We start from the raw sequence: 26782 nt of genomic DNA, 5'->3' as shown, positions 1-26782 counted from the left end.
TAATATTATTGACAGTAATGGCGGCAGGTGCAACCACTGTTGCGAAACCATAAGGAGAGCGTGCCATGCCGGAGGGAAAGGGCCTGCGCCGCAACGTTGCGCACTACGGCGATGCGGAGTTCGCGGCCTATCTGCGAAAGGCGTTCATCAAGGCGATGGGCTACACCGACGAGGCGCTGGAGCGTCCGGTGATCGGCATCGTCGACACCGGATCGGGTTTCAACGCCTGTCACCGCAACATGCCCGACCTGATCGAGGCGGCGTCGCGCGGCGTGATGCTGGCGGGCGCCATTCCCGTGCCGTTCCCGGTCATTTCCCTTCAGGAGAGTTTCGCCCACCCGTCGACCATGTATCTGCGCAACCTGATGGCGATGGATGCGGAGGAAATGATCCGGGCCCAGCCGATGGATGCGGTGATCCTGATCGGCGGTTGCGACAAGACGGTGCCGGCCTTGCTAATGGGGGCGGCGAGCGCCGACATCCCGGCTATCATGCTCGTGACCGGCCCGATGATGGCCGGCTCGTGGCGCGGCGAACGCCTTGGCGCCTGCACGGATTGCCGCCGTTTCTGGGGACGGTTCCGGGCTGGAGAACTGGATGCCGGGCAGATCGCCGAGGTCAGCGACAATCTGGCGCCGACGATCGGCACATGTGGCGTGATGGGAACCGCTTCGACGATGGCGCTTGCGGTCGAGGCGATGGGCATGATGCTGCCGGGCGGCGCCTGCGCGCCCGCCGTCTCCTCGGAACGCCGGCGGATTGCCGAGCTGACCGGGACCCGCGCCGTCGAGATCGCGCGCGAGGGGCTGAAGCCCTCCGACATCATGACGGTCCCTGCCTTCGAAAATGCCTTCCGCACGGTCATGGCGGCCGGCGGGTCCACCAATGCGATCATTCATCTCACCGCTATGGCCGGACGTCTGGGGATCAAGGTCTCGCTGGAGACGGTCGACAGGATCAGCCGGGAAACGCCGGTTCTGGTCGACCTGAAACCGTCCGGGCGGGGCTACATGGAAGACCTGCACCGGGCCGGTGGCCTGACGCCGATCCTGCACGCCTTGCGCGGGCTGATGAAGACGGACGCACTCACGATCACGGGCAGGACGCTGGGTGACAACATCGATGCGGCGCCGCCCGCCTGGCCACAGGATGTGGTTCGCGGCACGGACGATCCCGTGGTCGCAGGCGAAAGCATGGTCGTTCTCGGCGGCAATCTGGCGCCGGGCGGCGCCCTGCTGAAGACGGCCGCGGCAAGCCCGGCGCTGCTGAAGCACCGGGGACGGGCGGTGGTGTTCGATTCGCTGGCGGATATGGCTGAACGGATCGATTCCCCGGACCTCGACGTCAATCCCGACGATATTCTCGTGCTGAAGAATGCCGGTCCCATCGGCGCGCCGGGCATGCCCGAGGCGGGTTACATACCGATCCCGAAGAAGCTTGCCCAGCAGGGCGTCAAGGATATGGTCCGCATTTCGGATGCGCGGATGAGCGGCACGGCGTTCGGCACGATCGTTCTCCACATCACGCCGGAAGCTGCGGCCGGCGGTCCTCTGCAAGCCGTGCGCTCAGGCGATATCATTGCCCTCGACGCCGCGGCCCGCTCGCTGTTGCTCGAAGTGGCTCCCGAAGAGATCGCCTTTCGGCTTGCGCAAACGCAGCCGTGCGAGAAGGCCCTCTATGGCTATGCCCGGCTTTACCGGCAATCGATCCGGCAGGCGGACGAGGGGTGCGATTTCGATTTCTGCATACCGCCGGTCCGGGACTGTCTGTGATGCAGAGGCCCCGTCCCGTTTAGCAGGGGGAGATGGCAGCGCGTCGGCTGCCATCCCGGTTGCGGATCAGCGGTTATAGACGGCGGTGATGCGGGCGGTCCCGATCGTGTTGGCGCCGATCATGAAGCCGACCAGTGCGTTGCCCGGATTGTCGGGCAGTTCCAGCCGCTCCGTCGACAGGGCATGCACCGTGAAGATATAGCGATGCACCTCGCCGGGCGGCGGGCAGGCGCCACCGAAACCGGCTGCGCCGTAATCGTTGGCGATTTCGACGGCTCCTTCCGGCATCGCGCCGTGGCCGCTTGCACTGGGTTCGAGGGAGGTGACGGAGGCCGGGATGTTCACGGCATTCCAGTGCCACCAGCCCGAACCGGTCGGCGCATCCGGGTCATAGGCGGTGATCGCGAAGCTTTTCGTGCCCTCGGGTGCGCCCGACCAGGAAAGCTGCGGCGACTGGTTGCCGCCTTCGCAGCCGAAGCCGGTAAAGACATGGGCAGGCGCAAGCTGCGCGCCTTCGGCAATCGACGTGCTGGACAGGTGGAAGTCCTGCGCATTGGCCGCCGAGGCCATCGCACCGGCAAGCATCAGGCCGGCGAACAGGGTTTTTTGAAGCATGGTTGAGCGTCCTTCATCTGAAGCGTTGATCATGCTCCAGAGATAGCCGCCGGCTGGATGCCACGCTTCCGGCAAACAATCAAAGACTGTCGAAAAACGCTCAATCTGCCGCCGAACGGATGCCCTTCGGCTTTATCCCGAACCGTTTCCTGAAAGAATCGGAAAAGTGGGAGGGGGTCTTGAAGCCGCATTCCAGAGCGATCCGGGAAATGGGAATGTCGGTCGTTTGCAGCAGGGCGAGGCCTTTCTCAAGGCGCGTGTTCAGCAGGATCTTCGAGAATGCGTGCCCCGATTTCGCAAGCCACCGGCGAAAGGTCGCCTCGCTCATGGCAAAATGCCCGGCCACCTCCGGGATGCGCCACGGATGGCTGATATCGGTTTCGACCAGGCGCCGCACCCTGCCCAGCGGCTGCTCTTCGTCCCGCGTGGGAAGACGCACCCCGTTGTGCCGCAGCCAGATCAGCGGTTCGAGAAGCCGGTGCTGACGGATCGGCGGCGGCAGGGCCTCGTTGTCGAGCGTGTCCCTGATGAGATCGAGGATTTCGGATGGCCGGTGGCGCGGCGCCCGCAAGACCTGGATGCCGGTCAGGTCGTTGCGCGTCGGCTGGTCGGCGAAGACCGTGTCGACGAGGTCGTGGCTGAAATAGACGCCGTCCGCGCGATAGCTCGCATTCGGCAGCGGGCGGTTTTCCAGCGTCACCATCGAACCGGGCGGAAAGACGAGCAGGTCCCCTTCCTCGCCGATCATCTCGCCATTGACGGGGCAGATCACCCGCTTCGTTCCCGAGCGGATGAAGCACAGGAAGGTGAGGCCGATAAAGAGATCCGTGAAGGTCGCCGCCGTCGCCTGGGTGATGGGCAGCACGGAAACTTCGGAAACCGGGCCGGGTATCTGCGCGCTTCCGGTCTGTTGTCGATGGTCCACGCGAACTCGTCCCTGCGGATTGTGATTACGACCTTATGGCCCGTTTTCTCGAAGGACACAAACAGGCGCGAGGCCGTCATTTCCCGGTTCCGGCCCGACGACAGGGGGCGGGATTCCTCGACGGTCCGGCAGGGCAGACGCCTTGCACCTGCCGGCCGCGAGAGCTTACTATGAACCCGGACAGATCACAGGAGAATATCATGAGCGGATTGCTTGCGGGCAAGGTGGGTTTCGTGACCGGCGCGGCCAACGGAATCGGCAGGGGAATTGCTTCCGTGCTGGCGGAGGAGGGGGCGCACGTCATAGTCAGCGATCTTGCGAGTGCCGAGGCCGAAGGCGAGGCCGTGGTCGCCGGGATCCGGGACAAGGGCGGATCGGCCCGGTTCCTGGCCGTCGACGTGACCTCGCTTGACGATATCGACGCGCTGATCGATACGACGCGGGCGATCAACGGCCGGATCGATTTCGCCGTGAACAATGCCGGGATCGGTCCCAAGGGCACGATCGCGGAAAGCGAGGACAAGACCTGGGATCTGGCGAACGACATCAATCTGAAATCAGTGTTCCGCATCATGCGCGCCACGATCCGGGTCATGCGCGAGCAGGCCAGCGGCGGCATCGTCAATATTTCCTCGGTCGCCGGCGTGACCGGCCTGCCGACCGCGGGCATCTATTCGGCCACGAAGCACGCGATCATCGGCCTGACCAGGACGGCGGCCGCCGAGAACGGCGATGCGGGCATCCGGGTCAACGCGATCCTGCCCAATGCGATCAAGTCGAAACTGCTCGACGGGTCGTCCGAGGCGTTTCTGAAGGCGATCACGGAGCCCCAGGCGATCCGCCGTCTGGGGGAACCCGAGGAGGTCGGCGCGGCGGTGGCGTTCCTGCTGTCGGACAAGGCTTCCTTCATCACCGGCGTCAGCCTGCCGGTCGATGGTGGTTATCTCGCCACCAACGGATAACGGGTAGCGTCCTTCACGCCGGCTCGGGCAGGTCCTGCAATTTCGGCACGCGGGATGCGGCGATGACCAGAAGCTGGACGAGGAATCCGAGCGTCGCGACGAAGAGGCAGGCGGCCACCCCGGAATGGGCGGCGACCGCCGCGCCGATGGCGGCGCCGACCGGTCTTGCCCCGAACGTCACCGTCATGATGAAGGCGGAGACGCGGCCGAGCATGGCGTTCGGCGTCACCGCCTGCCGCAAGGTCATGGTCGAGATCGTCCAGAGGACCGGTCCGGCGCCGAACAGGAAGAAACTGACGGCCACCAGAAAGATCGATGGCAGCCACAGCGTCAGCAGCATGAGCAGGGCGGCGGCGAAGCCGCCGACGGGGCCGAGGACGATCATCGTGCCGAAGGAGACCTGCCGCGAAAGCGCCGGTGCCGCCAGCGCGCCGAAGACCATGCCCGCCCCGGAGATGCCGAGCGTGACGCCGACTTGCGTTGCCGTCAGGCCGAGGTTCTGCACGGCATAGGCAACGTAGATCGCCTGCAACACGAACCAGGCGGTGTTGAAGAAGATCGCGGTAACGAGGATCGGCCGCAGGAGATCGTGCCGCAGGATAAAACCTGCGCCTTCGCGGAGATCGTGCAGGAGATCGCGTTTCTGCCGAACGACATTCTCCTCCCTGCGCAGGCCGGCCAGAAGCAGGACGGCGAGCAGCGAGAGTACGGTGGCGAGTACGTAGGCCGCGGGTGCGCCGGTCCAGCCGACGAGGGCGCCGCCGAGCGCGGGGCCGGCGGCATAGGCGGCGCTGCGGGCAAGTTCCAGCCAGCGGTTGGCATCGGCAAGCTGCGCGCGTGGCACGAGCGAGGGAACCAGCGCCGGTGCGGCGACGCTGTAGCATACGGTGCCGATCGCGCCGGCGAAGCCGAGGAGGGCAAGCAGCGGCAGGTTCAGGGCGCCGAGGACGAGCAGCGCGACGATGGCTGCGAGCGACAAAGCCCGCAGCGCTTCCGACCCGACCATCAGCGCCCGTCGCGAGGCCCGGTCGGCCACCAGCCCTGCCGGGATCGACAGGAGCAGGAAGGGAAGCGTCTGCGCGGTCTGGAGCCAGCCGGTTTGGGAAGGGCTTGCGGAGAGGAGCAGCACGGCGGCGAGCGGGGCGGCGGCGAGCGCGATCTGTTCGGAAAACTGGGCGAGAAGGTTGGACCAGCCGAGGCGCTTGAAGGCGGCTGGCAGGAAAGCGGCGGGCGTCGTCACGGATCGTCCTCATGCGGATTGCTGATGACGGGAATTGAGCTGGATCGCGCGGCCGGAATCCACCCGTTTCTTGCTTTTTCGGCCGGCGTCGAGGCGAGAACGATTGAAAGAGCCCGGCGCCGGGCTACATCCCTATGGAGCATATGACGTGCCGATGTGGACGGGCGCCGCTTCGTTCGGCGGTGACAGATGAAATCGCGAACAGAGGGAGGCCCTCGCCGTGTCTTCCACCCATCAGAGATTCGATGCCAATGCGGGCGGATATGCACGGTTCCGGCCGGATTATCCACCTTCGATCCTCGATCCCCTGTCGCGGGCCATTGCGGCCGTGCCGGGCGCAATAACCTTGCCGGTGATCGATGTCGGCAGCGGCACCGGCATTTTCACGCGGCAACTTGCGGCGAGCCTGCCGGAAAGCGTGCCGGTCGTCGGTGTCGAACCTTCGGCGGCAATGCGCAGCGAGGCCGGGTCCGCGCCGGATACGGATGCGCGCATTTCCTACGTCGATGGAGTGGCGGAGAAACTTCCCGCCGGCGATGCGAGCGTGCGGGCGGTGGTCGCGGCGACGGCCGCGCACTGGTTCGACCGTCCGGCCTTCTATCGCGAAGCGCACCGCGTGCTGGTGCCGTCCGGTGTGCTGGCCATCGTCGAATATGTACGCGACGTCGCGAATTCGCCGGCCGCTGCGGCGATCGAGGCCTTTTTGCGCCATCATGGCGGGCCGAAAGCCTATGTCCGGCCGGACTATCCGGACGAGCTTCGGAACCTCGCCGGTTTCTCCGGCAGCCGCGCGGTCTACAAGGACGTCGTGCTGCCGCTGACGATGGATGGCTTCACGGGGCTGGCGCTGTCGTCTTCCCACGCCCGACCGGTGGTGGAGACGCTCGGCCAGGCGGCGACCGAGGCGGCGCTGCGCGATCTGGCCGCGCCTTTAATGGGGCAGGATGGGACGATCCCTTACGGTTATCGGTTTCAGCTTTTTCTGGCGGTTCGCGGCGCCTGACGCCCGCCGTCCGCGCGGGATGCCGTTTCCGAAGGCCGGCCGTGCAGGCAGGGCAATCCATCTCTTGACCTCGTTTGCGACGCACCGCATCATGACGATTGGCGCCTGACGTGCATTCGCGTGCGGCGCTGGCATGCGCGATACGATAACGGACCGGGATCGACCTTCGTTCATCGACGCCGCCTTGCGGTGAAGATGCCGTATGATTCCGTTACCACTTGGCAGTGTGGGTTTCCTGCGGCGATCGCGACGTGCGGTTTCCGCGCATTATCGGAAGATGGCAACATGCGCAGATATCCGTCACCTCAAACTTTTGTCCTGTTGCTGGCGCTCGTCTGGGTCGCCACGGCCACGTCCACGGTTTCCCAGGCCCAGCAGGGAGATGTCGGCGTCGGGGTCGAGCTGGTGCTGGCCGTCGATGCCTCCCGCTCCATCGACCCGGACGAGCAGATGATCCAGCGCCGCGGTTATGCCGAGGCCTTTCGCAGCCCGGAGGTGCAAAGCGCCATCCTGCACGGCGGATGGGGGCGGGTGGCCGTCACCTATGTCGAATGGGCCGGGGCCTGGACGCAATCGGTGCTGGTCCCCTGGCGGCTGATCGACAGCAAGGAATCGGCCGAGGCCTTCGCCGCCGAGATCGAGGCGAGCAGGCTGACCAGCGCTTCGCGCACGTCCATTTCCGGCGCGATCGATTTTTCGGCAGGGTTGTTCGAGCAGAACGGATTTTCCGGAGAGCGCCAAGTCATCGATATTTCCGGCGACGGGCCGAACAATCAGGGAAGAGGGGTGACGGAGGCGCGGGAGGCCGCGATCGCCCGGGGGATCACCATCAACGGACTGCCCCTGATGACCAATGGCAGCCAGTATGTCGGCTGGGGCACCATTCCCGATCTCGACAGGTATTATGCCGAATGCGTGATCGGCGGGCCGGGCGCCTTCTCGATTCCCGTGACGAGCTGGGACCAGTTCTCGACCGCGGTGCGCCAGAAGCTGGTGCTGGAGCTGGCCGGCCGGCAACCCGCGCGCAACATGGTGGTGCGCGTCCAGGCCCCCGCGCCGGTGGATTGCCTCGTCGGCGAGACCATTTGGAACGAGCGCCAGCGCCGCTGGGACTGAACTTCCGTCATCCTGCCGGCGACCTGCGGATGAAGCCGGCCGGCTACCGCCGGGTCACACCCGGGCGGCGCGCAGCCTCAGCGCGTTGGCGATCACGCTGACCGAGGACAGCGCCATTGCCGCGGCGGCGATGACCGGCGACAGCAGCAGGCCGAAGACCGGATAAAGCACACCGGCGGCGATTGGCACGCCGGCGGCATTGTAGACGAAGGCGAAGACGAGGTTCTGGCGGATGTTGGCCATCGTCGCCTCCGAAAGCCGCCGCGCCCTGACGATCCCGGTCAGGTCGCCCTTGAGCAGCGTCACGCCTGCGCTTTCGATGGCGACGTCCGTGCCGGAGCCCATCGCGATGCCGACATCGGCGGCGGCGAGCGCCGGCGCGTCGTTCACCCCGTCGCCGGCCATTGCCACCACCCTGCCTTCGGATTTCAGCCGCGCAACCACGGTGCTCTTGCGGTCGGGCAGCACATCCGCCTCCACCTCGTCGATGCCGAGCTGCCGGGCGACGGCCTCGGCCGTGGTGCGGTTGTCGCCGGTGAGCATGACGATGCGGATACCTTCGGCCTGAAGCGCGCGCAGCGCCTCGGGCGTTGTTTCCTTGACGGGGTCGGCGATGGCGAAGATGCCCGCCGCCTCACGGTCGACGCCGATATAGATCGCGCTCGCCCCGTCATGGCGGAGCGCGTCGGCCTGTTGCGCCAGCACAGCCGTATCGACGCCGTTCTCCTTCAGGAAGGCGGCGTTGCCCAGCACGATCCGCTTGCCCTCGACGACGCCGAGCGCGCCCTTGCCGGTGGGGGAATCGAAATCGGCGACGGCGGGAACCGCCAGCCCCCGGCTTTCCGCAGCGGTAACGATCGCCTGCGCCAGCGGGTGTTCTGAGGCCTTCTCGACACCGGCGGCGAGGCGCAGCACGCCGTCTTCGTCAAATCCTCCGGCGGCGACGATCTTCGTCACCGCTGGCCTGCCGGCGGTGAGGGTGCCGGTCTTGTCGACGACCAGCGTGTCGACCTTCTCCATCCGCTCCAGCGCCTCGGCGTTCTTGATCAGCACGCCGGCGCCGGCGCCCTTGCCGATTCCCACCATGATCGACATCGGCGTGGCGAGGCCGAGCGCGCAGGGGCAGGCGATGATCAGCACGGAGACCGCGGCGACGAGGCCATGCGCGAGGCGCGGTTCCGGTCCCCATAGTCCCCAGGCCGCGAAAGCCAGCAGCGCCACGAGAACCACGGCCGGCACGAACCAGCCCGAGACCTGGTCCGCCAGCCGCTGGATCGGCGCGCGCGAGCGCTGCGCATCCGCCACCATCTGCACGATGCGGGCGAGCATCGTGTCCTTGCCGATTTTATCTGCCCGGATGACCAGCGCGCCGGTCTGGTTCAGCGTGCCACCGACGACCCGATCGCCCGCCGCGCGCGTCACGGGCATGGATTCGCCGGTGATCATGGATTCGTCCAGCGAGGAGCGGCCTTCCTCGACCGTCGCGTCCACCGGCACGGTTTCGCCGGGGCGAACCCGGAGCCGGTCGCCGATGCGCACGTCGTCGACGGCAATGTCGTCCTCGGCCCCGTTCCCGCCGATCCGGCGCGCGGTCTTCGGCGCTAGGTCGAGCAGGGCGCGGATCGCGCCCGATGTCCGTTCCCGCGCGCGCAGTTCCAGAATCTGTCCCAGCAGCACGAGAACGGTGATCACGGCGGCGGCCTCGAAATAGACCGCCACCGTTCCGTCCGCCGCGCGGAAGGCGTCGGGAAACACGGCCGGCGCCAGCGCCGCGACCATGCTGTAGGCCCAGGCGACGCCGGTTCCCATCGCGATCAGCGTGAACATGTTGAGGCTGCGGTTCTTCAGGGACGCCCAGCCGCGCTCGAAGAAGGGCCAGCCCGCCCACAGCACGACCGGCGTGGCCAGCAGCAGTTGAATCCAGATCGAGACGGGAGCCGGCACCAGATGATGCAGCGCCGGAACCAGATGCGATCCCATTTCCAGCACGAAGACCGGCAGGGCCAGCACCAGCCCGATCCAGAACCGGCGCGTCATGTCGCGCAGTTCCGGGCTGGGCCCCGTCGCGGCGCTGACGACCAGAGGCTCCAGCGCCATGCCGCAGATCGGGCAGCTTCCGGGGCCGTCGCGCCGGATCTCGGGGTGCATCGGGCAGGTCCAGACCGTGCCGTCGGCCGCCGGCGCGGCAACTGTCTCGTGATGGGCGTGATGGTGACTTTCGGCCGGTGTGTCGCCGGAACCGGCTGCCTGCGCGGCATAGCGGCCGGGATCGCCCTCGAATTTGTCCCGGCAACCGGCCGAGCAGAAAAAGAACGTCCGCCCGTCATGAACCGTCCGGTATGCGGCGGTTTCGGGATCGACCCGCATGCCGCAAACCGGGTCGACCACCGGCGGAGCGGCGGATTGCGCCGTGCCCCCGTGGTGGTGCCCGTGGTGATGATCGTGCGATGACATGGCTTGACCCTCTTTGCCGGGCGCGCGAGGCGGCACGGATGGCGTCCGGCTCCGGTTTCACGGCATTCGGCTGCCGCGATCCGCCTTCGGTCATAGGGTATTGGCAGAATCGGGATGGAAAGCAAGTCCGCGACGGTGCCGGGAAAACGGGAAAGCCCTCGAGAGGGCTTTCCCGCCGAGCCTTGTCAGGCCAGATAGCGCTTGAACCAGTCTATGGTGCGGTCCCAGGCGAGTTTCGCCGCCGCCTCGTCGTAGCGGGGCGTGGAATCGTTGTGGAAGCCGTGGTTCGTGCCCGGATAGATATAGGCCTCGTAGGTCTTGCCGTGTTCCTTCAGCGCGGCCTCGTAGGCAGGCCAGCCGGCATTGACGTTGGCGTCGTGCTCGGCGAATTGCAGAAGAAGCGGCGCGTTGATCTTCGGCACCTCTTCGACCGGAGCCTGGCGTCCGTAGAACGGCACCGCCGCCGCAAGCTCGGGATAGGCCACGGCCGCCGCATTCGACACGCCGCCACCATAGCAGAAGCCGGTGATGCCCACCTTGTCGGTGGTCAGGTCGCTGGCGATCAGGAATTCGACGGCGGCGAAGAAATCGTTCATCAGCTTGGTCGGATCGACCTGCCGCTGGAGTTCTCGGCCCTTTTCGTCGTTGCCGGGATAGCCGCCGACCGAGGTCAGCCCGTCGGGGGCCAGCGCCACGAAGCCGGCCTTGGCGACGCGGCGGGCCACGTCCTCGATATAGGGGTTCAGGCCGCGGTTCTCATGCACCACGACCACGCCCGGCACGGCGCCTTCGGCTGTGGCCGGGCGCACCAGATAGCCGCGCACCTCGCCATGCCCGTTGGGCGACGGGTAGGTGATGTATTCGGCAACGATGTCGGGGTCGGTGAAGGCGATCTGCTGGGCTAGCGCATAATCCGGACTGAGCATGTTCAGAAGCGCTACGGCCGTCACCCCGCCGACTGCGAACTTGCCGGCGCGGTCGAGAAATTCGCGCTTGGTGATCCGGCCGTGGGCGTAGAAGTCGTAAAGCTCCAGAAGTTCCTGGGGAAAGTCCTTGGCTGTCAGTCTGCTCATGCTGAGTCCTCCGCATTGTGGGGCGGCCAGTATAGGAATTTCGCACCCCGTGTGAATTCACGGTTTCGAAAGCGGCGGTGATCCGGTCCGTTTCAGAACAGGCCCAGCTCGCGCAGCATCGCCGGCCAGGCGGCGAGGCGGGCCTTGGCGCGCTCGGGGTCGCGGGCGGCGACGGCATGGGTGACGAGGTTGAGAAGCGAGGCGAGCGGCCCGGTGCTTTCGACGAAGGCTCCGGCCGCGCTGGTGACGAAGAAAACGAAGGGCGTATGCCGCGTGGCCCAGGTGTTGAGTTCGTCCGTCAGGACGACCACGTCCATCTTCGCCCCGGCGGCCATGCGGACGATGCCTTCCGCCTCGCGCGCATAGGGCACGGTGTCGACGAGCACCAGACAGCGGCGCGCATCGGCGGAGGGGAGCCATTCGGCAAGGCCGGAATCGTGCGGGGTCAGAAAGCGGACGCGCTCGTGGACGATCGAAAGACGCCGGGCGAAATCCTCCGCGACGCCCTTCACCGACTGGAAGCCGGCGACGAAAACCTCGTCGGCGGCGTGGATCGCGGCCACCGCCGCCTCCCATTCCGGGCGGGCGACCTGGGCCGAGATGGCAAGCACCGCCTCCGCATCGCGGCGGATCAGGGCGGCCGTTTCCCCGTCGAGCAGGCGGACATAGGCATCGGCGCCCGGCAATTGTGCCGCACCGCGCGTCTGGAGGTCTTCCTTCAGCGCCTGAAGCCCCTTGTAACCCAGCCGGCGCAGGAAACGGCTGACGGTGATCTCGCTGACACCCGTCTTCGCGGCAATGGAAGCGCCGGTTTCGAGGCCGAGGATTGCCTCGTTTCGCGTCAACCACTGGGCAATGACTGCCTCCGATTTGGTCAACTCACCGGAAAGTGCCTGCAAACGCAGCACAAGCGGGGAGGGTACTCTGTTTTCAGCGGTTTCGGTCATGTTTATTATTGCGTCAAAATTAAATTATGTTAGCGTTCTGTCATTCATAACATAAGAAGCCCAACGGGCCAGTCAACCAAAGGGGAATTCCATGCGTCGTCATTCTCTCACCTTCGCCTTTTCCTTCGCGCTTCTGGCGGGCGCCGCCCATGCCGAAACACTCGCACTTTACAACTGGGGAGACTATATCAATCCCGAAGTTCTGAGCAGGTTCACCGCTGAAACGGGAATCGAGGTCACGCTCGACACCTATTCCTCGAACGAGGAGATGCTGGCCAAAATCCAGGCCGGCGCCACGGGCTACGATATCGTCTTTCCCTCCGTATGGATGCAGGACATCATGGTCAAGCTCGATCTTCTGAACGAGACGAAGATCAACGACCATCCCGATTTCAAGAACATCGAAACCGGCTTCCTGCGGTCGAAGGAGGACCCGGAGTCGCGCTTCTGCCTGCCCTATGCCTGGGGCACGGTCGGCGTCTTCTACAACGAGAACGTCACCGGTCCGGTCGAAAGCTGGGCGGATTTCTTTGCCATTCCCGACAAGACCGGCGCGCGGATCAGCCTTCTCGACGACATGCGCGAGGTTCTCGGCGTCGGGCTCATCATGACCGGCAAGTCGGTCAATTCCACGGATGCCGGCGAAATCCAGGCGGCGGCGGACTATGTCATCGGCTACAAGGACAAGGTGACGGCCTTCACCTATGAATCGATGGCGCTGGTCGCCTCGGGCGATCTTGCGGCGGCGCAGTATTTCGTCGGCGGCAACGTCTTCTTCACCGCGACGCCGAACATCAAATACGTCATCCCCGCCGAGGGTGCGACGATGTATCAGGAGAACATCTGCGTGCTGGAAAGCGCGCCGAACAAGGCGGCCGCGCAGAAATTCCTCGAATTCTACCTCAAGCCCGAGATCGCGGCGCTGAACGTCGCGCAGCAGTTCAACGGCACGCCGAACGGTCCCGCCAACGCGCTCACGCCCGACTTCATCAAGAGCAATCCCAACATCAACGTGCCGGAGGAAACGATGGCCCGGTTGCAGATCTTCGAGGATCTGGGTCCGGCGCTCAGGGCATACGACCGGGCGTGGAACGCGATCCGCACCGCCCAGTGACCGGGGAGCCGCATCGGTGAAGACCTTCCTCGACGTCCGCGCCGTGTGGCGCAGCTTCCTCACGCCGGAGGGATCGAGCTTCCAGGCCCTAGGCGGCATCGATCTTTCCGTCGGCGACGGCGAGTTCGTCACGCTGCTCGGTCCCTCGGGCTGCGGCAAGACCACGCTGCTGCGGGCGATCGCCGGCTTCGAGCAGATCGACAGCGGGGCGATCCTGCTGGACGGCGCCCATCTCACCGGGCTTCCGCCGCACCGGCGGCCTGTCAACACGGTGTTCCAGTCCTATGCGCTCTTTCCCCATATGACGGTGGCTCGCAACGTGGGCTATGCGCTGGAGGTGCGCGGCGTCGAGCGCGGCCGGCGCAGGGCGGAGGTGGAGGACGCCCTCGCAAAGGTCGGGCTCCTTGGGATGGAAAACCGCAAGCCGGGCCAGCTTTCGGGCGGCCAGCGCCAGCGCGTGGCGCTCGCCCGCGCCATCGTGGCGAAGCCGCGCCTGCTTCTTCTCGACGAGCCGCTTTCGGCGCTCGACCGCAACCTGCGCCAGCAGATGCAGATCGAACTCAAGGACCTGCAACATCGCCTCGGGATCGCCTTCGTCTTCGTCACCCACGACCAGGAGGAGGCGCTGACCATGTCCGACCGGATCGTGGTGATGCGCGCCGGCCACGTCGAGCAGGCGGGCACGCCGCGCGAGATCTTCCGCCGCCCGGCGACGCGCTTCGTGGCGGAGTTCATCGGCGAGACCAATCTCTTTTCCGGCACCGTGGCGCGCATCGACGGCGAAAGCGCCGAGCTGCGCACGCAGACCGGGCTGGCGCTCGCCGTTCCCGCCGCCGGCCTTTCCGCCGGGGCGAAGGCCACGGCCGTGCTGCGGCCGACCGATTTCACGCTTGCCGCCGCCGGCCTTGCCGGCATCGTGACCCGCGCCGTCTATCTCGGCGCCGACCTGCATCTTCGCGTCGCGCCGGAGGACGGCGGGCCGGAAATCGGCGTCGTCGCCCGCGACAGCGCCGCTGCCCCGCGCGAGGGCGAAAGGGTGAGCCTCGGCTACGACGCTGCCACCGTGCATGTGATAAGGGATGGGGCATGACACACCGCCGGAACGTGCAGCTTTTCCTCCTGCTGTCCCCCGCCACCCTGTTCCTCGGCGTCTTCTTCCTGATGCCGCTCGGCATCATCGCGGTCTATTCCCTGCTCACCCCCGGCCTCTACGGCGGTGTGGAATGGACCTTCTATCACTGGAACTACGGCCGCATTTTCGGCTGGGCCGACGGGATGATGGAGCTTTTCGATCCCGTCTATCTGCGCATTCTCGGTCGGTCGCTGCTTCTGGCCGCGTTCACCGTCTTCGTCTGCCTCGTCGTCTGCTATCCGGTCGCCTTCTGGATTGCCGGCCTGCCGCAGCGCTGGCGCATGATCTTCCTGTTCCTGATCGCGCTGCCCTTTTTCGCCAGCCTCATCGTCCGCCTGTATGCCTGGCTCCTGATCCTGAAGCCGTCCGGCTTCCTGGGCACGGCGCTCGCCGCGCTGGGCTTTGCGGGCGCGTCGGTCGACATTCTCTATACGCCGGCGGCGGTCGTTCTCGGCATGGTCTACATCTACATTCCCTTCATGTTCCTGCCGCTCTTCGCATCGGTCGACAATCTCGACCGGGCGCTCATCGACGCCTCGGCGGATCTCGGTGCGAAGCCCTGGCAGACCTTCCTGAAAGTCACCCTGCCCATGACCCTGCCGGGGATCGCGGGCGGATCGGTGATCGTCTTCATTCCGGCGGCCGGCAACTTCATCGTGCCGGACGTGCTCGGCGGCGCGAGGGGGCTGATGACGGGCAATCTGATCGAGCAGCAGTTCCTCTCCTCGCGCAACTGGCCGTTCGGCTCAGCGCTGGCGATGGTCGTCATGGCGGTGGTGTTCATCGTGCTGGCCACATTCGCCGCCCGGACCCGGAAAGCGGGAGGTGCTGGATGAAACACCCGCTCGCCGCCTTTTCGTTCCTCTTCTTCGTGTTTCTTTATGCGCCGCTTCTGGTCATCGTCGGCTATTCCTTCAATTCGAACCCGGTGAACATGCTGGTCTGGGAGGGGTTCACGCTCGACTGGTACAAGGGACTTTTCGGCATCGGCGAACGCCAGCTCGACCCCAACCAGCGGGCGATCTATCTGGAAAGCACGCCGCAGCTTCTCACGGCCCTGAGGAACTCGCTGATCGTCGCGGCCGTGACGACGGCCTTCTCCTCGGTCGTCGGCACCGCCACCGCGCTTGCCGTCTCGCGCTATCGCTTCCGGGGGCGGGGCGTCTATGCGGGCGGCATGATGCTGCCGATGATGATGCCCGACATCGTCCTCGGCATCGGCCTGCTCATCTTCTTCACCACGATCGGCATGAAGCTCAGCCTGCTGACGATCATCATCGGCCAATGCACCTTTCTCACCTCCTACGTCTTCATCGTGGTGCAGGCGCGGCTCGCCGGCCTCGATCCCGCGCTGGAGGAGGCTTCCGCCGATCTCGGGGCCGACGAATGGACGACCTTCCGCAAGATCACCCTGCCGCAGCTCGCGCCGGGCATCCTGGGCGGGGCCATGCTTGCTTTCATCATCTCGATGGACGATCTGGTGATCACCTATTTCATCGCCGGCACCGGATCGCAGACATTGCCGGTCTTCATCTTCGGGATGATCCGGCGCGGCGTGAAGCCGGAAATAAATGCCATCGCCACCCTCATCATCCTCGCCTCCGTGCTGATCGCGGCGTTGGGACTTTGGCTGCGCGCACGGGGAGAAACGCGAAAATGATCAAGAAGAAACGGGCCCGCGACCTCGGCCTGCCCTTTCCCGGCACGCCGGGACCCTTCAACGCCATCACCGACGTCGCGGGCGTCGAGGTCGGCTTTCTGACGCTGACCGATCCCGCCGACCGCCTGCGCACCGGCGTCACCGCCATCCTGCCGCGCGGCCACGGGCCGGAGCCGGTTCCCGTCTGGGCCGGACACTACGCGCTGAACGGCAATGGCGAGATGACGGGAACCCACTGGATCGACGATGCGGGCCATTTCCTCGGGCCGGTCCTGATCACCAACACCCATGCGGTCGGCGCCTGCCATACCGGGGCCGTGCGCTGGATGATCGACACCTATGCCGATTTCTTCCGCAACGACCATGCCTGGGCGATGCCTGTCGTCGCCGAAACCTATGACGGCGTTCTCAACGACATCAACCGCCTTGCCGTCGCGCCCGAACATGCGCTCGAAGCCCTGCGCTCGGCGCGTTCCGGTCCGGTCGCGGAAGGTTCCACGGGCGGCGGAAACGGCATGATCGCCTACGAGTTCAAGGGCGGCACCGGCACGGCCTCGCGCCGCGTCGAACTGGGGCAGACCTACACCGTCGCCGCGCTGGTGCAGGCCAATCACGGCATTCGCCCCTGGTTCACGGTGCTCGGCCGCCCGGTCGGCGCGCTGATGCCGGAAGACCGGCTGATCGAGAAGGAGACCGGCTCGATCATCGTCGTTCTCGCCACGGATGCGCCGCTTTCGCCGCTTTCGCTGAAGGCGCTCGCCAAGCGCGCCGCCATCGGCATCGGCCGTGCGGGAACGCCGGGCGGCAACAATTCGGGCGATATCTTCCTCGCCTTTTCCACCGCCAACGCTCAGGCGATGCCGCAGCGGCAGGGCCTCGTCCAGTCCTTCGACTGGCTGAACCCGGAACGGATCGACCCGCTCTATCTCGCCGCGGTGGAAGCCGTGGACGAGGCGGTGGTGAACGCCATCGTCGCGGGCGAGGACGTGGCGACCGTCAAGCCCGCCGGGCTGACGTGCCGGGCCATCAGCCACGACCGGCTGGCCGCCCTGTTCCGGGCAGCGGACCCTAGCGGATCGCCGCTGCCGCCCGGGCCGGTTCCGGCGCCGCAATTGCTTTGACTTTTGCGGCGCGGCTCTTTAGGGACAGCGCCAGATCCGGCGATGCGCCGCACCACTTGGCGCCCCGGCGCCGAAAATCCGAAAGACGAACAGATGACCGATCACGAAGGCGCCGTCCCGGCGATCGCCAAGGCGTTGGTGAAGCGCGGCTATGTCACTCTCACCCCCGTACAGCAGGCCATGCTCGATCCCGCGCTCGACGGCGCCGACGCGCTGGTTTCCGCGCAGACCGGATCGGGCAAGACGGTCGCCTTCGGCATCGCGATCGCCCCGACGCTGCTGGCCGGACGCGAGACGCTGGGCCGGGCCGCCGCGCCGCTGGCGATGGTGATCGCCCCGACACGCGAACTCGCCCTTCAGGTCAAGCGCGAGCTGGAATGGCTTTACGAGCTGACAGGCGCTGTCGTCGCGAGTTGCGTCGGCGGAATGGACATCCGCACCGAGCGGCGGACGCTGGAGCGCGGCGCGCATATCGTCGTCGGCACGCCGGGCCGCCTTTGCGATCACATCCGCCGTAATGCCCTCGACATGTCTTCTCTCAGGGCCGTGGTGCTGGACGAGGCGGACGAGATGCTCGACCTCGGTTTCCGCGACGATCTGGAATTCATTCTGGAGGAGGCGCCGAAGGAGCGGCGCACGCTGATGTTTTCGGCCACTGTTTCCGCGCCCATCGCCCGGCTCGCCAAGAGCTACCAGCGTGACGCCGTGCGCATTGCCGCGACGACCGAGGAGAAGCAGCACGGCGATATCGAGTATCGCGCGCTGGTCGCCGCTCCGTCGGATCGCGAGAACGCGATCATCAACGCGCTGCGCTATTACGACGCCACCAACGCCATCGTCTTCTGCTCGACCCGCGCGGCGGTGAACCATCTGACGGCGCGTCTGACCAACCGCAATTTCCCGGTCGTCGCCCTTTCCGGCGAACTCACGCAGAACGAGCGGACCCATGCGCTTCAGGCGATGCGGGACGGCCGCGCCCGGGTCTGCGTCGCCACCGACGTCGCCGCGCGCGGCATCGACCTGCCCGGCCTCGATCTGGTCATCCATGCCGACCTGCCGACCAATCCGGAAACGCTGCTTCACCGCAGCGGCCGCACGGGCCGCGCCGGCCGCAAAGGCATCAGCGCGCTGATCGTGCCGGTCAACCAGCGGCGCAAGGCGGAGCGGATCCTGGGCGGCGCGGGCATCGAGGCCACCTGGGCGCGTCCGCCTTCGGCCGACGAGGTCGCGCGCCGGGACGACGAACGGCTGCTGGCCGATCCGGTGTTTTCCGAGGCGCCGCGCGAAGAGGAGCGGGAACTGGTCGGGCGTCTCGTTGCGGATTACGGCGCCGAAAAGCTCGCCGCCGCCTTCGTCAGCCTCTATCGCGCCCGCTATTCCGCGCCGGAAGAACTGATCGAGGTCGCCGTTTCTCCGGAAGGCGGCCGCAAGCCGCGTGACGGCAAGGGACCGCAAGCGGACTTCGTGCCGCGCACGCCGCGTGGCGAGTTCGGGCCGAGCGTCTGGTTCTCGCTGTCGGTCGGCCGCAAGCAGAAGGCCGAGCCGCGCTGGCTGATCCCGATGCTGTGCCGCAACGGCGGCCTGAGCAAGGGCGAGATCGGCGCGATCAAGATGCAGCAGGACGAAACCTTCGTCGAGATCGCCGAGGGCCATGCCGACAGCTTCCAGCAGTCGATCGGCAAGGACAAGGTGCTGGAGCGCGGCATTCGCGTCACGCGTCTCGATGGGGTGCCGGATCTCGGCCGTCCGCGCAACGAGGCGTTTCGCGACGACAGGCCGAAGGCCAAGCCCTTCCGCAAGGCGGACGGCAAACCCGGCGGCGGTGCCGGCCCGCGGGACGGCAAGCCGTTCAAGGACAAGGGCAAACCCGGGGCGAAGGGCGGCAAGGGCTTCGAGCGCCGCAAATAGCGTCACCCGCATTCTCTCCGTTTCGCAATGCACAACCGAAGAGTATCATGCCGGAAGGTTGCGGCCGTGCGTCGTCGCCGATGGCCCGGCGGCGCGCGGTCTCGCAGTGGTCCGGCGGCGTAAACATTAACGATTGCGGAGTAGATTGAGGGCCTGGAGGCCTGCGCTATGGGTTGGCATAGACCGGACAACGGATTCTTCGACCGGGAAAGGGCCATCGCCCTTTTTGGCTTTCTGCCGGCCATCGTCGCATTCGCGGTGGTTGCAGCCGCGGTCTGGCGCATCGACCGGGAGCGGACGGAGCAGTTTCGCGAAGCCCGGCGTGCCGCCGTCGAAGACCGGTTGCTGGCCATCAGCGGCAGCCTTTCGTCGACCGTCAGGACCGATATCGCCCTGTCGCAAGGGCTCGTTTCCGCGCTCAGCGTGGAGCCGGACATGACGCAGGCGAAATTCGAGGCGCTGGCGAGCGGCCTGTTCGGGGCCGAGACCAGCCTCAACCACCTCGCCGCGGCGCCGGACCTCGTGGTGAGGCTCCTCTACCCGCTGGAACCCAATCGCAAGGCGCTCGGGCTGGACTACCGGACCAGCGAGCACCAGCGCGATGCCGTGCTGCTGACCCTTTCGCAGCGGCGGCCGGTGGTAACGGGGCCGGTCGATCTGGTGCAGGGCGGCATCGGGCTCATCATTCGCTACCCGGTCTATCGTCACGACAATGGCGAACTGTGGGGCCTCCTGTCGTCCGTGCTCGACCTCGACAAGCTCTATCGGTCCTCGGGGCTGCTGGCGTTCGGCGAGGTGTATGATTTCTCGCTTGCGAAGACCGAGAACGGCGCGCCGCCGCTGACGTTTTTCACGGAGGGCGATATCGCCGGACGCGATCCCGTCTCCGTCGGGCTCGATCTCGGCGACGTCCACTGGAGCCTTTCGGCCGTCCCCAAGGCCGGATGGGAGGTCAGTTCGCCGCAATTGACTACCGCGCGGCTCGAGGCATGGGGCGTCGCCATCTGCATTCTTCTGCCGCTCGTCTGGACGGGAGTGCTGCTCAACCAGCGCTACCGCCGGACGCGGATTCTGCAACAGCGCGAGGCGGACATGCTGAGGCTCTCCCAACGTCTGGGAATGGCGCTGTCGGCCTCGTCGATCGGGGTCTGGGAACTTGACACGACAGACGGCAGCCTCGAATGGGACGACAAGCTGCGGGAACTGTTTTCCGCCCCGCCCGGCCGGGGCCGGTTCGATTACGACGACTGGCGCAGGGCGGTTCATCCCGACGACCTGGAGGAGACGGAACGCCAGCTTCGCACCGCAATCGAGACCGGACGCAATTTCAGCGGCCAGTTCCGCATCGTTCGCCCGGATGGCGAAATCCGCCACATCCGGGCGATGGGCCACATGTATGCCGTGGCCGACGGGGTGCGGGTCGTGGGCGTCAACTGGGACGTCACGGAGGATATGCTGCTCACCCAGGCCCTGCGCGATGCCAAGGCGCAGGCCGATGCGCAGAATGCCGAGTTACGGCTCGCCCGCCACAGTCTCGAGCATCTTTCGATGCACGATGCGCTGACCGGCCTGCCGAACCGGCGCTATCTCGACCTGCATCTTTCCACGCAGGAAAATTACGCCGGCGGCGGGGCACTGGCCCTGCTGCATGTCGATCTCGACCGTTTCAAGGAAATCAACGACACGCTCGGCCACGCGACGGGCGACCACCTGCTGGTGAAGGTGGGTGAACGCCTGTCTGCCGTGCTTCAGCCGGACGAGTTCGCGGCGCGCGTGGGCGGCGACGAATTCGTCGTGGTCATTCGCGCCGACGCACCGGCGGAGCGCGCCCAGGAACTGGCCAACGCCATCATATCCGGCATGGCGCAGCCTTTCGACATGGGCGGCACGACGTGCCGGATCGGATGCAGCGTCGGCGTCGCCATCCAGTCGCTCGGCACGGATACCATCCAGGATCTGCTGATCAATGCCGATATCGCGCTTTACGAGGCGAAGAAGCAGGGCCGAAGCCGCGTGGAGCAGTTCACCGACCAGTTGCGGCTGACGGTCGTGCGGGTGAAGGCGATTTCGGACGAACTGGTTTCGGCCATCGAGCGGGACGAGTTCTTCCCCGTCTACCAGCCGCAATTCGATGCGCATACGTTCGCGATCGTCGGCGTCGAGGCGCTGGCCCGCTGGAACCACCCGACCCGCGGCATCCTGCCGCCGGGCGAGTTCCTCTCTATCGCCAACGATCTCGGTCTGGTCGGCAAGATCGACGAGGCGATGCTGGAAAAGGGGCTGCGCCAGCTTGCCGACTGGCGCGGCCGGGGGCTCAGCATTCCCAAGCTGTCGGTCAATATCTCGTTCGCACGCCTTCAGGACGAGGAATTGTTCCGGCACATATCGAGGCTGTCGTTCGAACCGGGCTCGCTCTCGTTCGAACTGCTCGAATCCATCTCCTTCGATGACGGGGGAGAGGATCTGAAGGCCGCCATTGCCCGCCTCAAGGAGGCGAATATCGGCATCGAGATCGACGATTTCGGAACCGGCCACGCCTCCATCGTCAATCTTCTCGATCTGGCGCCGGACAGGCTGAAGATCGACAGGAAGCTGGTCGCCTCCGTCGAGGCGTCCGGCGCGCGCTGCCGGCTCGTCGCCTCGATCATCGAAATGGGACGGGCGCTCGGCATCGGCACCGTGGCCGAGGGGGTGGAAACCATGCCGCAGGCGAAGGTGCTCGGCGATCTCGGATGCGACGCCTTGCAGGGCTATGCGCTTGCGAAACCGATGCAGGCCGAAGACCTCTACCATTTCGTGGTTGGCGGCGAGGCCGTTTCGCTGAAGGCTGTTGCCGGCGGTTTTTCCGTTTAGAGCATTTGCGGTGAAACGGGATCATCTCCAATGCTCTATCTGTTTGTTTTTGCGCAATTCCGGATGCTCTAGCCGGGCGCGGGCGATCACGATTGCGGACGAAGGCTTGCGGGGGTCGTCGCCTGCGCCGGCGGCATGAACAGGCGCTCGTTCTCCCGGGTCGTGGTCAGGATGAAATCCATGATGGTGCGGATGCGCGGCACATCGGCGAGATCCTGATGGCAGGTCAGCCAGTAGCCGCGCCGCAGCTCGACGTCGCCGGGCAGCACCATTTCCAGTTCGGGAAAGCGCTCGGCGATGAATTTCGGCAGGATGCACAGGCCCCGCCCGCCGCGGGTCGCCGTCAGCTGCGCGAAGATGCTCGACGACTGGAAGCTCGCCCGCAGGCCCGAATGCACGTCGCGCAGATAGTCGAGGCCGGGCGAGAAGATCAGGTCCTGCACGTAGCCGATGAAGAAATGGCCGAGCAGGTCCTCCCGCTGCCGGATCGGCGGACGGCTGGCGAGATAGGAGCGCGTCGCATAGATATGCAGCGTGTAGTCCATGATCCGCTCGCTGATATAGGGTCCGGCCTTGGGCGGATCGAGCGTGACGGCCACATCCGCCTCCTTGCGCGAGAGCGCCATGATCTGCTGGATGATGATGAGTTCCACCGTGACCTGCGGATGGGTGAGGGCAAGCTCCTTCAGCTTCTCCACGAAGAAGAAATTGGAAAAGCCCTCCGGCGCGGTCAGCCGCACCACGCCGCGCAGCAGGCTGCCCACGGAACAGATGTCGGCTTGCAGCCGGTCGGTTTCCGCCTCTATGCGTTCGGCCATTTCCACCAGGCGCCGCCCCACGGTCGTCAGTTCGTAGCCGCGCGGGTTGCGCTCGAACAGCTTCACCTTCAGCATGTATTCCAGCCGATCTATGCGGCGCGAGACGGTGGCGTGGCTGGTGCGCAGCGAACGGGCGGCGCCCGAAAGCTGGCCGGTGCGCGCCACGGCAAGAAAATGTTGCAGGTCGTCCCAGGTGAATGCGCTCGTCATGATCCCGTCTGTTCAGAAATGAACGAAGCCTGTTCGCAATTTGATGATGCCCCGCTCTTGTGTCAACGCCGGATTTCCTGAACTCTAGGCGTTGGATGCGCTGCTTTGAGGAGGGTGGCGCTCCACCCGGTTGCCTTGGCGCGGATGCCCCGGATCGGGCATCCGTGCGCAATCGCACCGATCGGATTTTTTGCACGCAATCGATCTCTGGGAGGAGAAGTCATGCGTAACGGTATTCTATTGTCCACGGCCATCGCTCTGGCCGCGGGAACCGCTGTCCATGCCGCCGAAATTTCGGACGGCAAGGTGAAGATCGGCATCCTGAACGACCAGTCCGGCGTCTACGCCGACTTCGGCGGCAAATATTCCTACGAGGCCGCGCGCATGGCGGTCGAGGACTATGGCGGCACGGTTCTCGGCGCACCCGTCGAGGTGGTGACGGCCGACCACCAGAACAAGGCCGACGTCGCGGCCAACATCGCCCGGCAATGGTACGATACCGAACAGGTCGATTCCATCATGGAACTCACCTCGTCGTCGGTTGGCCTCGCCGTGCAGGCGCTTTCGGGCGAGAAGAAGAAGATCACCATCAACACGGGTGCTGCGACGACCGAACTGACCGGCAAGCAATGCACGCCCTACGGCTTCCACTGGGCCTACGACACCTATTCGCTCGCCGTCGGCACCGGCGGCGCGCTGGTGAAGGAGGGCGGCGACAGCTGGTATTTCCTCACCGCCGACTATGCCTTCGGCTATTCACTGGAAGAAAACACCGGCGATTTCGTCAAGGCGAATGGCGGCACGGTGCTCGGCGCGGTGCGCCATCCGCTCGGCACCACCGACTATTCGTCCTTCCTGTTGCAGGCCCAGTCTTCCGGCGCGAAGGTCATCGGCCTGGCGAATGCCGGCCTCGATACGTCCAACGCCATCAAGCAGGCGGCGGAATTCGGCATCGTCGCCGGCGGCCAGCGGCTTGCAGCCCTTCTCTTCACGCTGGCCGAGGTGCATGGGCTCGGTCTCGAGGCCGCGCAGGGCCTGACGCTGACGGAAGGCTTCTACTGGAACCGCGACGACGAGTCCCGCGCCTTCGGCGAGCGCTTCAAGGAACGCACGGGCGCCATGCCGAACATGGTGCATGCCGGCACCTATTCCGCCGTCCTGCATTACCTGAAAGCCATCGAGGCGGCCGGCACGGACGATGCCGACGCCGTCGCCAAGGCCATGAAGGAGGCGCCGGTCAACGACGTCTTCGCCAGGGACGGCAAGGTGGCCGCCAACGGCCGCATGATCCACGATATGTACCTCATGGAAGTGAAGAAGCCGGGCGAGAGCGAGACCCCGTGGGACTACTACACGGTTCTCGCGACGATCCCCGGCGACGAAGCCTTCATGGACCCGGCCAAGAGCGGCTGCCCGCTGGTCACGCAGTAAAAGAGGCCGCCATGACGATCGCTCCCGTCCTTCGCACCGAAGAGGAACCCCGGGTCGTACTTGCCGCCCGCGGTCTTTCCAAGAGTTTCGGCGCCTTCGCTGCCGTGAAGAACGTCGATCTCGACGTCCGTCATGCAAGGGTGCATGCGCTGATCGGTCCCAACGGGGCCGGCAAGACCACGGTCTTCAACCTCTTGACCAAATTCCTCCAGCCGACGGGCGGGACGATCACCCTCATGGGGACCGACATCACGAAAACGCCGCCGGACAAGGTGGCGCGCATGGGTCTCGTGCGCTCCTTCCAGATTTCGGCGGTGTTTCCGCATCTCACCGTGCTTGAGAACGTGAGGGTCGCGCTTCAGCGGCCCAACAACCTCGCCACCCAGTTCTGGCTGCCCATGTCCTCGCTCGACCGGCTCAACGCCCGCGCCGAGGAACTGCTGGCCGCCGTCGGGCTGTCGCGCGAGAAGCATGCGCTGGCCGCCGATCTGTCCTATGGCCGCAAGCGCGTTCTGGAAATCGCAACGACGCTCGCCCTCGATCCCGAGGTGCTGCTGCTCGACGAGCCGATGGCCGGCATGGGCGGCGAGGACGTCGCCCATGTCTCGGACCTGATCCGCGAGGTGGCGAAGACCCGCGCCGTGCTGATGGTCGAGCACAATCTGACGGTCGTCGCGGATATCTGCCATCACGTCACCGTGCTCCAGCGCGGCGAAATCCTCGCCGAGGGCGATTATGCCGAGGTCGCGGCCGATCCGCGCGTGCGCACCGCCTACATGGGCACGGAGGAGGCCTGACATGAGCGCGCTTCTCGAAGTTTCCAATCTCGAAGCCTGGTATGGCGAAAGCCAGGCGCTCCACGGCGTCGACCTGACGGTCGGCGAGGGCGAGACGATCACCATTCTCGGCCGCAACGGCGTCGGCAAGACGACGACGCTGCGCACCATCATGGGCCTCATCCGCAGCCGCAAGGGAACGATCCGCCTTGCCGGCAAGGACCTGATGCCGGTGCCGCTGCACAGGACGGCGAAATACGGCGTGGGCTTCGTGCCGGAGGAGCGCGGCATCTTCGCGACGCTGACCGTCGAGGAAAACCTGATGCTGCCGCCGGTGGTGGCGCCCGGCGGCATGAGCCTCGACGAGATCTACGAACTCTTCCCGAACCTTCACGAGCGGCGCGGCAGCCCTGGCACAAAGCTTTCCGGCGGCGAGCAGCAGATGCTGGCGATGGCGCGCATCCTGCGCACCGGGGTGAAGGTGCTGCTGCTGGACGAGCCGACCGAGGGGCTTGCGCCCGTCATCGTGCAGCGCATCGGCGAGGTGCTCGGCAAACTCAAGAGCCGCGGCATGACCGTGGTTTTGGTCGAGCAGAATTTCCGTTTCGCCAGTCGCATTGCGGATCGCTTCTACCTGATGGATCACGGCCAGATGGTCGGCGACTTTCCGGTGGGCGAGCTTTCCGACCGCATGGGCGATCTCAACAGGGTGCTGGGGGTTTAAGCGATGACCATGATCTTCGGCATTCCGGTCCAGGCGCTTCTCGGGCAATTGCTGGTCGGTCTCATCAACGGCTCCTTCTATGCCATGCTGTCGCTGGGGCTGGCCGTCATCTTCGGCCTGCTGCGCGTCATCAATTTCGCCCACGGCGCGCAATACATGCTGGGCGCCTTCGTCGCCTATATCGGCTTGCAGCATTTCGGCATGAATTTCTGGGTGGCGCTCGTCGTCACGCCGATCGTCGTGGCGATCCTCGGCGCGATCGTCGAGCGGCTCCTGCTGTCGCGGCTCTACAAGGTCGATCCGCTCTACGGCCTGCTGTTCACCTTCGGGCTGGCGCTGGTCATCGAGGGTACGTTCCGCTGGATCTACGGTGCGGCGGGGCAGCCCTATTCCGTGCCGGCGGCGCTTTCGGGCGGAACCAATCTCGGTTTCATGTTCCTGCCGAACTACCGCGCCTTCGTGGTCGTCGTCTCGCTTCTCGGCTGCATCGCCACCTGGGTGCTGATCGAAAAGACCCGGCTCGGCTCCTATCTGCGCGCGGCCACCGAAAACCCGACGCTGGTGCAGGCCTTCGGCATCAACGTGCCGGTGCTGCTCACGCTGACCTACGCGCTGGGGGCGGGTCTCGCCGGCTTCACCGGCGTGCTGGCCGCGCCGATCTACCAGGTCTCGCCGCTGATGGGCATGAACCTCATCATCGTCGTCTTCGCGGTGGTGGTGGTCGGTGGCATGGGCTCCATCATGGGGGCCATCGTCACCGGCTACATGCTCGGCATCGCCGAGGGCCTCACCAAGGTCTTCTATCCGGAAGCCTCCAACATCGTCATCTTCGTCATCATGGCGATCGTCCTGCTCATCCGCCCCGCCGGCCTGTTCGGAAAGGACGCCTGATCATGTCCAAAGCCATCGATACCAATCCGTCCCGCGC

Annotated in this window: 22 protein-coding genes; 15 read left to right on the top strand and 7 right to left on the bottom strand. The window is 65.8% G+C overall.

Features of this window, described 5'->3' with window-relative positions:
• Positions 1-65: 65 nt before the first annotated feature.
• Entirely contained in the window at positions 66-1772 is a 1707-nt protein-coding gene (locus NOF55_RS07685) for a dihydroxy-acid dehydratase (RefSeq protein ID WP_306410755.1), read from the top strand.
• A gap of 66 nt (positions 1773-1838) precedes the next feature.
• Here the strand turns inward: NOF55_RS07685 and NOF55_RS07680 are convergent, their stop codons facing one another.
• Both NOF55_RS07680 and NOF55_RS07675 read right to left on the bottom strand, forming a co-directional pair.
• Positions 1839-2387 carry a YbhB/YbcL family Raf kinase inhibitor-like protein gene (locus NOF55_RS07680; protein WP_306410754.1) on the bottom strand — a complete coding sequence of 183 codons (549 nt, stop codon included), beginning with the start codon at positions 2385-2387 and terminating at the stop codon, positions 1839-1841.
• Positions 2388-2487: 100 nt separating this feature from the next.
• Positions 2488-3312: a helix-turn-helix transcriptional regulator gene (locus NOF55_RS07675; protein WP_306410753.1), complete on the bottom strand. Its 825-nt coding sequence runs from the start codon at positions 3310-3312 to the stop codon at positions 2488-2490.
• A 200-nt stretch (positions 3313-3512) separates the two neighbouring features.
• Between NOF55_RS07675 and NOF55_RS07670 the strand changes: the two genes are divergently transcribed.
• On the top strand, positions 3513-4274 hold the full coding sequence (locus tag NOF55_RS07670) for an SDR family NAD(P)-dependent oxidoreductase (RefSeq protein ID WP_306410752.1): 762 nt from the start codon (positions 3513-3515) through the stop codon (positions 4272-4274).
• 13 nt (positions 4275-4287) lie between these two features.
• Here the strand turns inward: NOF55_RS07670 and NOF55_RS07665 are convergent, their stop codons facing one another.
• A complete protein-coding gene (locus NOF55_RS07665; RefSeq protein ID WP_306410751.1) occupies positions 4288-5514 on the bottom strand; it encodes an MFS transporter in 1227 nt (408 codons plus the stop codon).
• Between the two features lie 220 nt (positions 5515-5734).
• On the opposite strand from NOF55_RS07665, the gene NOF55_RS07660 reads away from it, so the two are divergent.
• Together NOF55_RS07660 and NOF55_RS07655 are read left to right on the top strand one after the other, a co-directional pair.
• Positions 5735-6517, top strand: coding sequence for a class I SAM-dependent methyltransferase (locus NOF55_RS07660; RefSeq protein ID WP_306410750.1), 783 nt, complete (start codon positions 5735-5737; stop codon positions 6515-6517).
• A 285-nt stretch (positions 6518-6802) separates the two neighbouring features.
• Entirely contained in the window at positions 6803-7633 is an 831-nt protein-coding gene (locus NOF55_RS07655; protein ID WP_306410749.1) for a DUF1194 domain-containing protein, read from the top strand.
• Between the two features lie 54 nt (positions 7634-7687).
• On the opposite strand, the gene NOF55_RS07650 is transcribed toward NOF55_RS07655, so the two are convergent.
• The 3 genes from NOF55_RS07650 to NOF55_RS07640 all read right to left on the bottom strand — a co-directional run bounded on the left by NOF55_RS07650 (position 7688) and on the right by NOF55_RS07640 (position 12107).
• The gene (locus NOF55_RS07650; RefSeq protein WP_306410748.1) at positions 7688-10087 is read right to left on the bottom strand and encodes a heavy metal translocating P-type ATPase; all 2400 of its coding nucleotides are present in this window, start codon (positions 10085-10087) and stop codon (positions 7688-7690) included.
• A gap of 185 nt (positions 10088-10272) precedes the next feature.
• On the bottom strand, positions 10273-11160 hold the full coding sequence (gene yghX, locus NOF55_RS07645) for a YghX family hydrolase (RefSeq protein WP_306410747.1): 888 nt from the start codon (positions 11158-11160) through the stop codon (positions 10273-10275).
• A 92-nt stretch (positions 11161-11252) separates the two neighbouring features.
• Entirely contained in the window at positions 11253-12107 is an 855-nt protein-coding gene (locus NOF55_RS07640) for a MurR/RpiR family transcriptional regulator (RefSeq protein WP_306410746.1), read from the bottom strand.
• Between the two features lie 91 nt (positions 12108-12198).
• On the opposite strand from NOF55_RS07640, the gene NOF55_RS07635 reads away from it, so the two are divergent.
• The 7 genes from NOF55_RS07635 to NOF55_RS07605 all read left to right on the top strand — a co-directional run bounded on the left by NOF55_RS07635 (position 12199) and on the right by NOF55_RS07605 (position 21895).
• The gene (locus NOF55_RS07635) at positions 12199-13221 is read left to right on the top strand and encodes a polyamine ABC transporter substrate-binding protein (protein ID WP_306410745.1); all 1023 of its coding nucleotides are present in this window, start codon (positions 12199-12201) and stop codon (positions 13219-13221) included.
• Positions 13222-13237: 16 nt separating this feature from the next.
• Positions 13238-14311 carry an ABC transporter ATP-binding protein gene (locus NOF55_RS07630; RefSeq protein ID WP_306410744.1) on the top strand — a complete coding sequence of 358 codons (1074 nt, stop codon included), beginning with the start codon at positions 13238-13240 and terminating at the stop codon, positions 14309-14311.
• Entirely contained in the window at positions 14308-15189 is an 882-nt protein-coding gene (locus NOF55_RS07625) for an ABC transporter permease (RefSeq protein WP_306410743.1), read from the top strand. The genes NOF55_RS07630 and NOF55_RS07625 overlap by 4 nt, the downstream gene beginning before the upstream one ends.
• Positions 15186-16013 (top strand): ABC transporter permease, encoded by an 828-nt coding sequence (locus tag NOF55_RS07620; protein WP_306410742.1) that lies wholly within the window; start codon positions 15186-15188, stop codon positions 16011-16013. The genes NOF55_RS07625 and NOF55_RS07620 overlap by 4 nt, the downstream gene beginning before the upstream one ends.
• Positions 16010-17134 carry a DmpA family aminopeptidase gene (locus NOF55_RS07615; protein ID WP_306410741.1) on the top strand — a complete coding sequence of 375 codons (1125 nt, stop codon included), beginning with the start codon at positions 16010-16012 and terminating at the stop codon, positions 17132-17134. Before NOF55_RS07620 ends, NOF55_RS07615 begins: the two co-directional genes overlap by 4 nt.
• 93 nt (positions 17135-17227) lie before the next feature.
• A complete protein-coding gene (locus NOF55_RS07610) occupies positions 17228-19042 on the top strand; it encodes a DEAD/DEAH box helicase (protein ID WP_306410740.1) in 1815 nt (604 codons plus the stop codon).
• Between the two features lie 168 nt (positions 19043-19210).
• Positions 19211-21895, top strand: a complete 2685-nt coding sequence (locus NOF55_RS07605; protein WP_306410739.1) for a bifunctional diguanylate cyclase/phosphodiesterase — start codon at positions 19211-19213, stop codon at positions 21893-21895.
• Between the two features lie 86 nt (positions 21896-21981).
• Here the strand turns inward: NOF55_RS07605 and NOF55_RS07600 are convergent, their stop codons facing one another.
• Positions 21982-22923, bottom strand: a complete 942-nt coding sequence (locus NOF55_RS07600; protein ID WP_306410738.1) for a LysR family transcriptional regulator — start codon at positions 22921-22923, stop codon at positions 21982-21984.
• A gap of 222 nt (positions 22924-23145) precedes the next feature.
• Between NOF55_RS07600 and NOF55_RS07595 the strand changes: the two genes are divergently transcribed.
• Genes NOF55_RS07595 through NOF55_RS07580 form a run of 4 tightly spaced genes read left to right on the top strand, consistent with a single transcriptional unit; the run spans position 23146 to position 26745 of the window.
• Complete coding sequence (locus NOF55_RS07595) at positions 23146-24354, top strand: ABC transporter substrate-binding protein (protein WP_306410737.1); 1209 nt, start codon at positions 23146-23148, stop codon at positions 24352-24354.
• An 11-nt stretch (positions 24355-24365) separates the two neighbouring features.
• A complete protein-coding gene (locus NOF55_RS07590; protein ID WP_306410736.1) occupies positions 24366-25151 on the top strand; it encodes an ABC transporter ATP-binding protein in 786 nt (261 codons plus the stop codon).
• A 1-nt stretch (position 25152) separates the two neighbouring features.
• On the top strand, positions 25153-25854 hold the full coding sequence (locus tag NOF55_RS07585; protein ID WP_306410735.1) for an ABC transporter ATP-binding protein: 702 nt from the start codon (positions 25153-25155) through the stop codon (positions 25852-25854).
• Positions 25855-25857: 3 nt separating this feature from the next.
• Positions 25858-26745: a branched-chain amino acid ABC transporter permease gene (locus NOF55_RS07580; RefSeq protein ID WP_306410734.1), complete on the top strand. Its 888-nt coding sequence runs from the start codon at positions 25858-25860 to the stop codon at positions 26743-26745.
• Positions 26746-26782: the final 37 nt, after the last annotated feature.

Origin of the sequence: Ectorhizobium quercum (genome assembly GCF_026552795.1) — a bacterium.
GTDB lineage: Bacteria > Pseudomonadota > Alphaproteobacteria > Rhizobiales > Rhizobiaceae > Ectorhizobium > Ectorhizobium quercum.
This window is presented reverse-complemented; position numbering and strand designations above follow the sequence as displayed.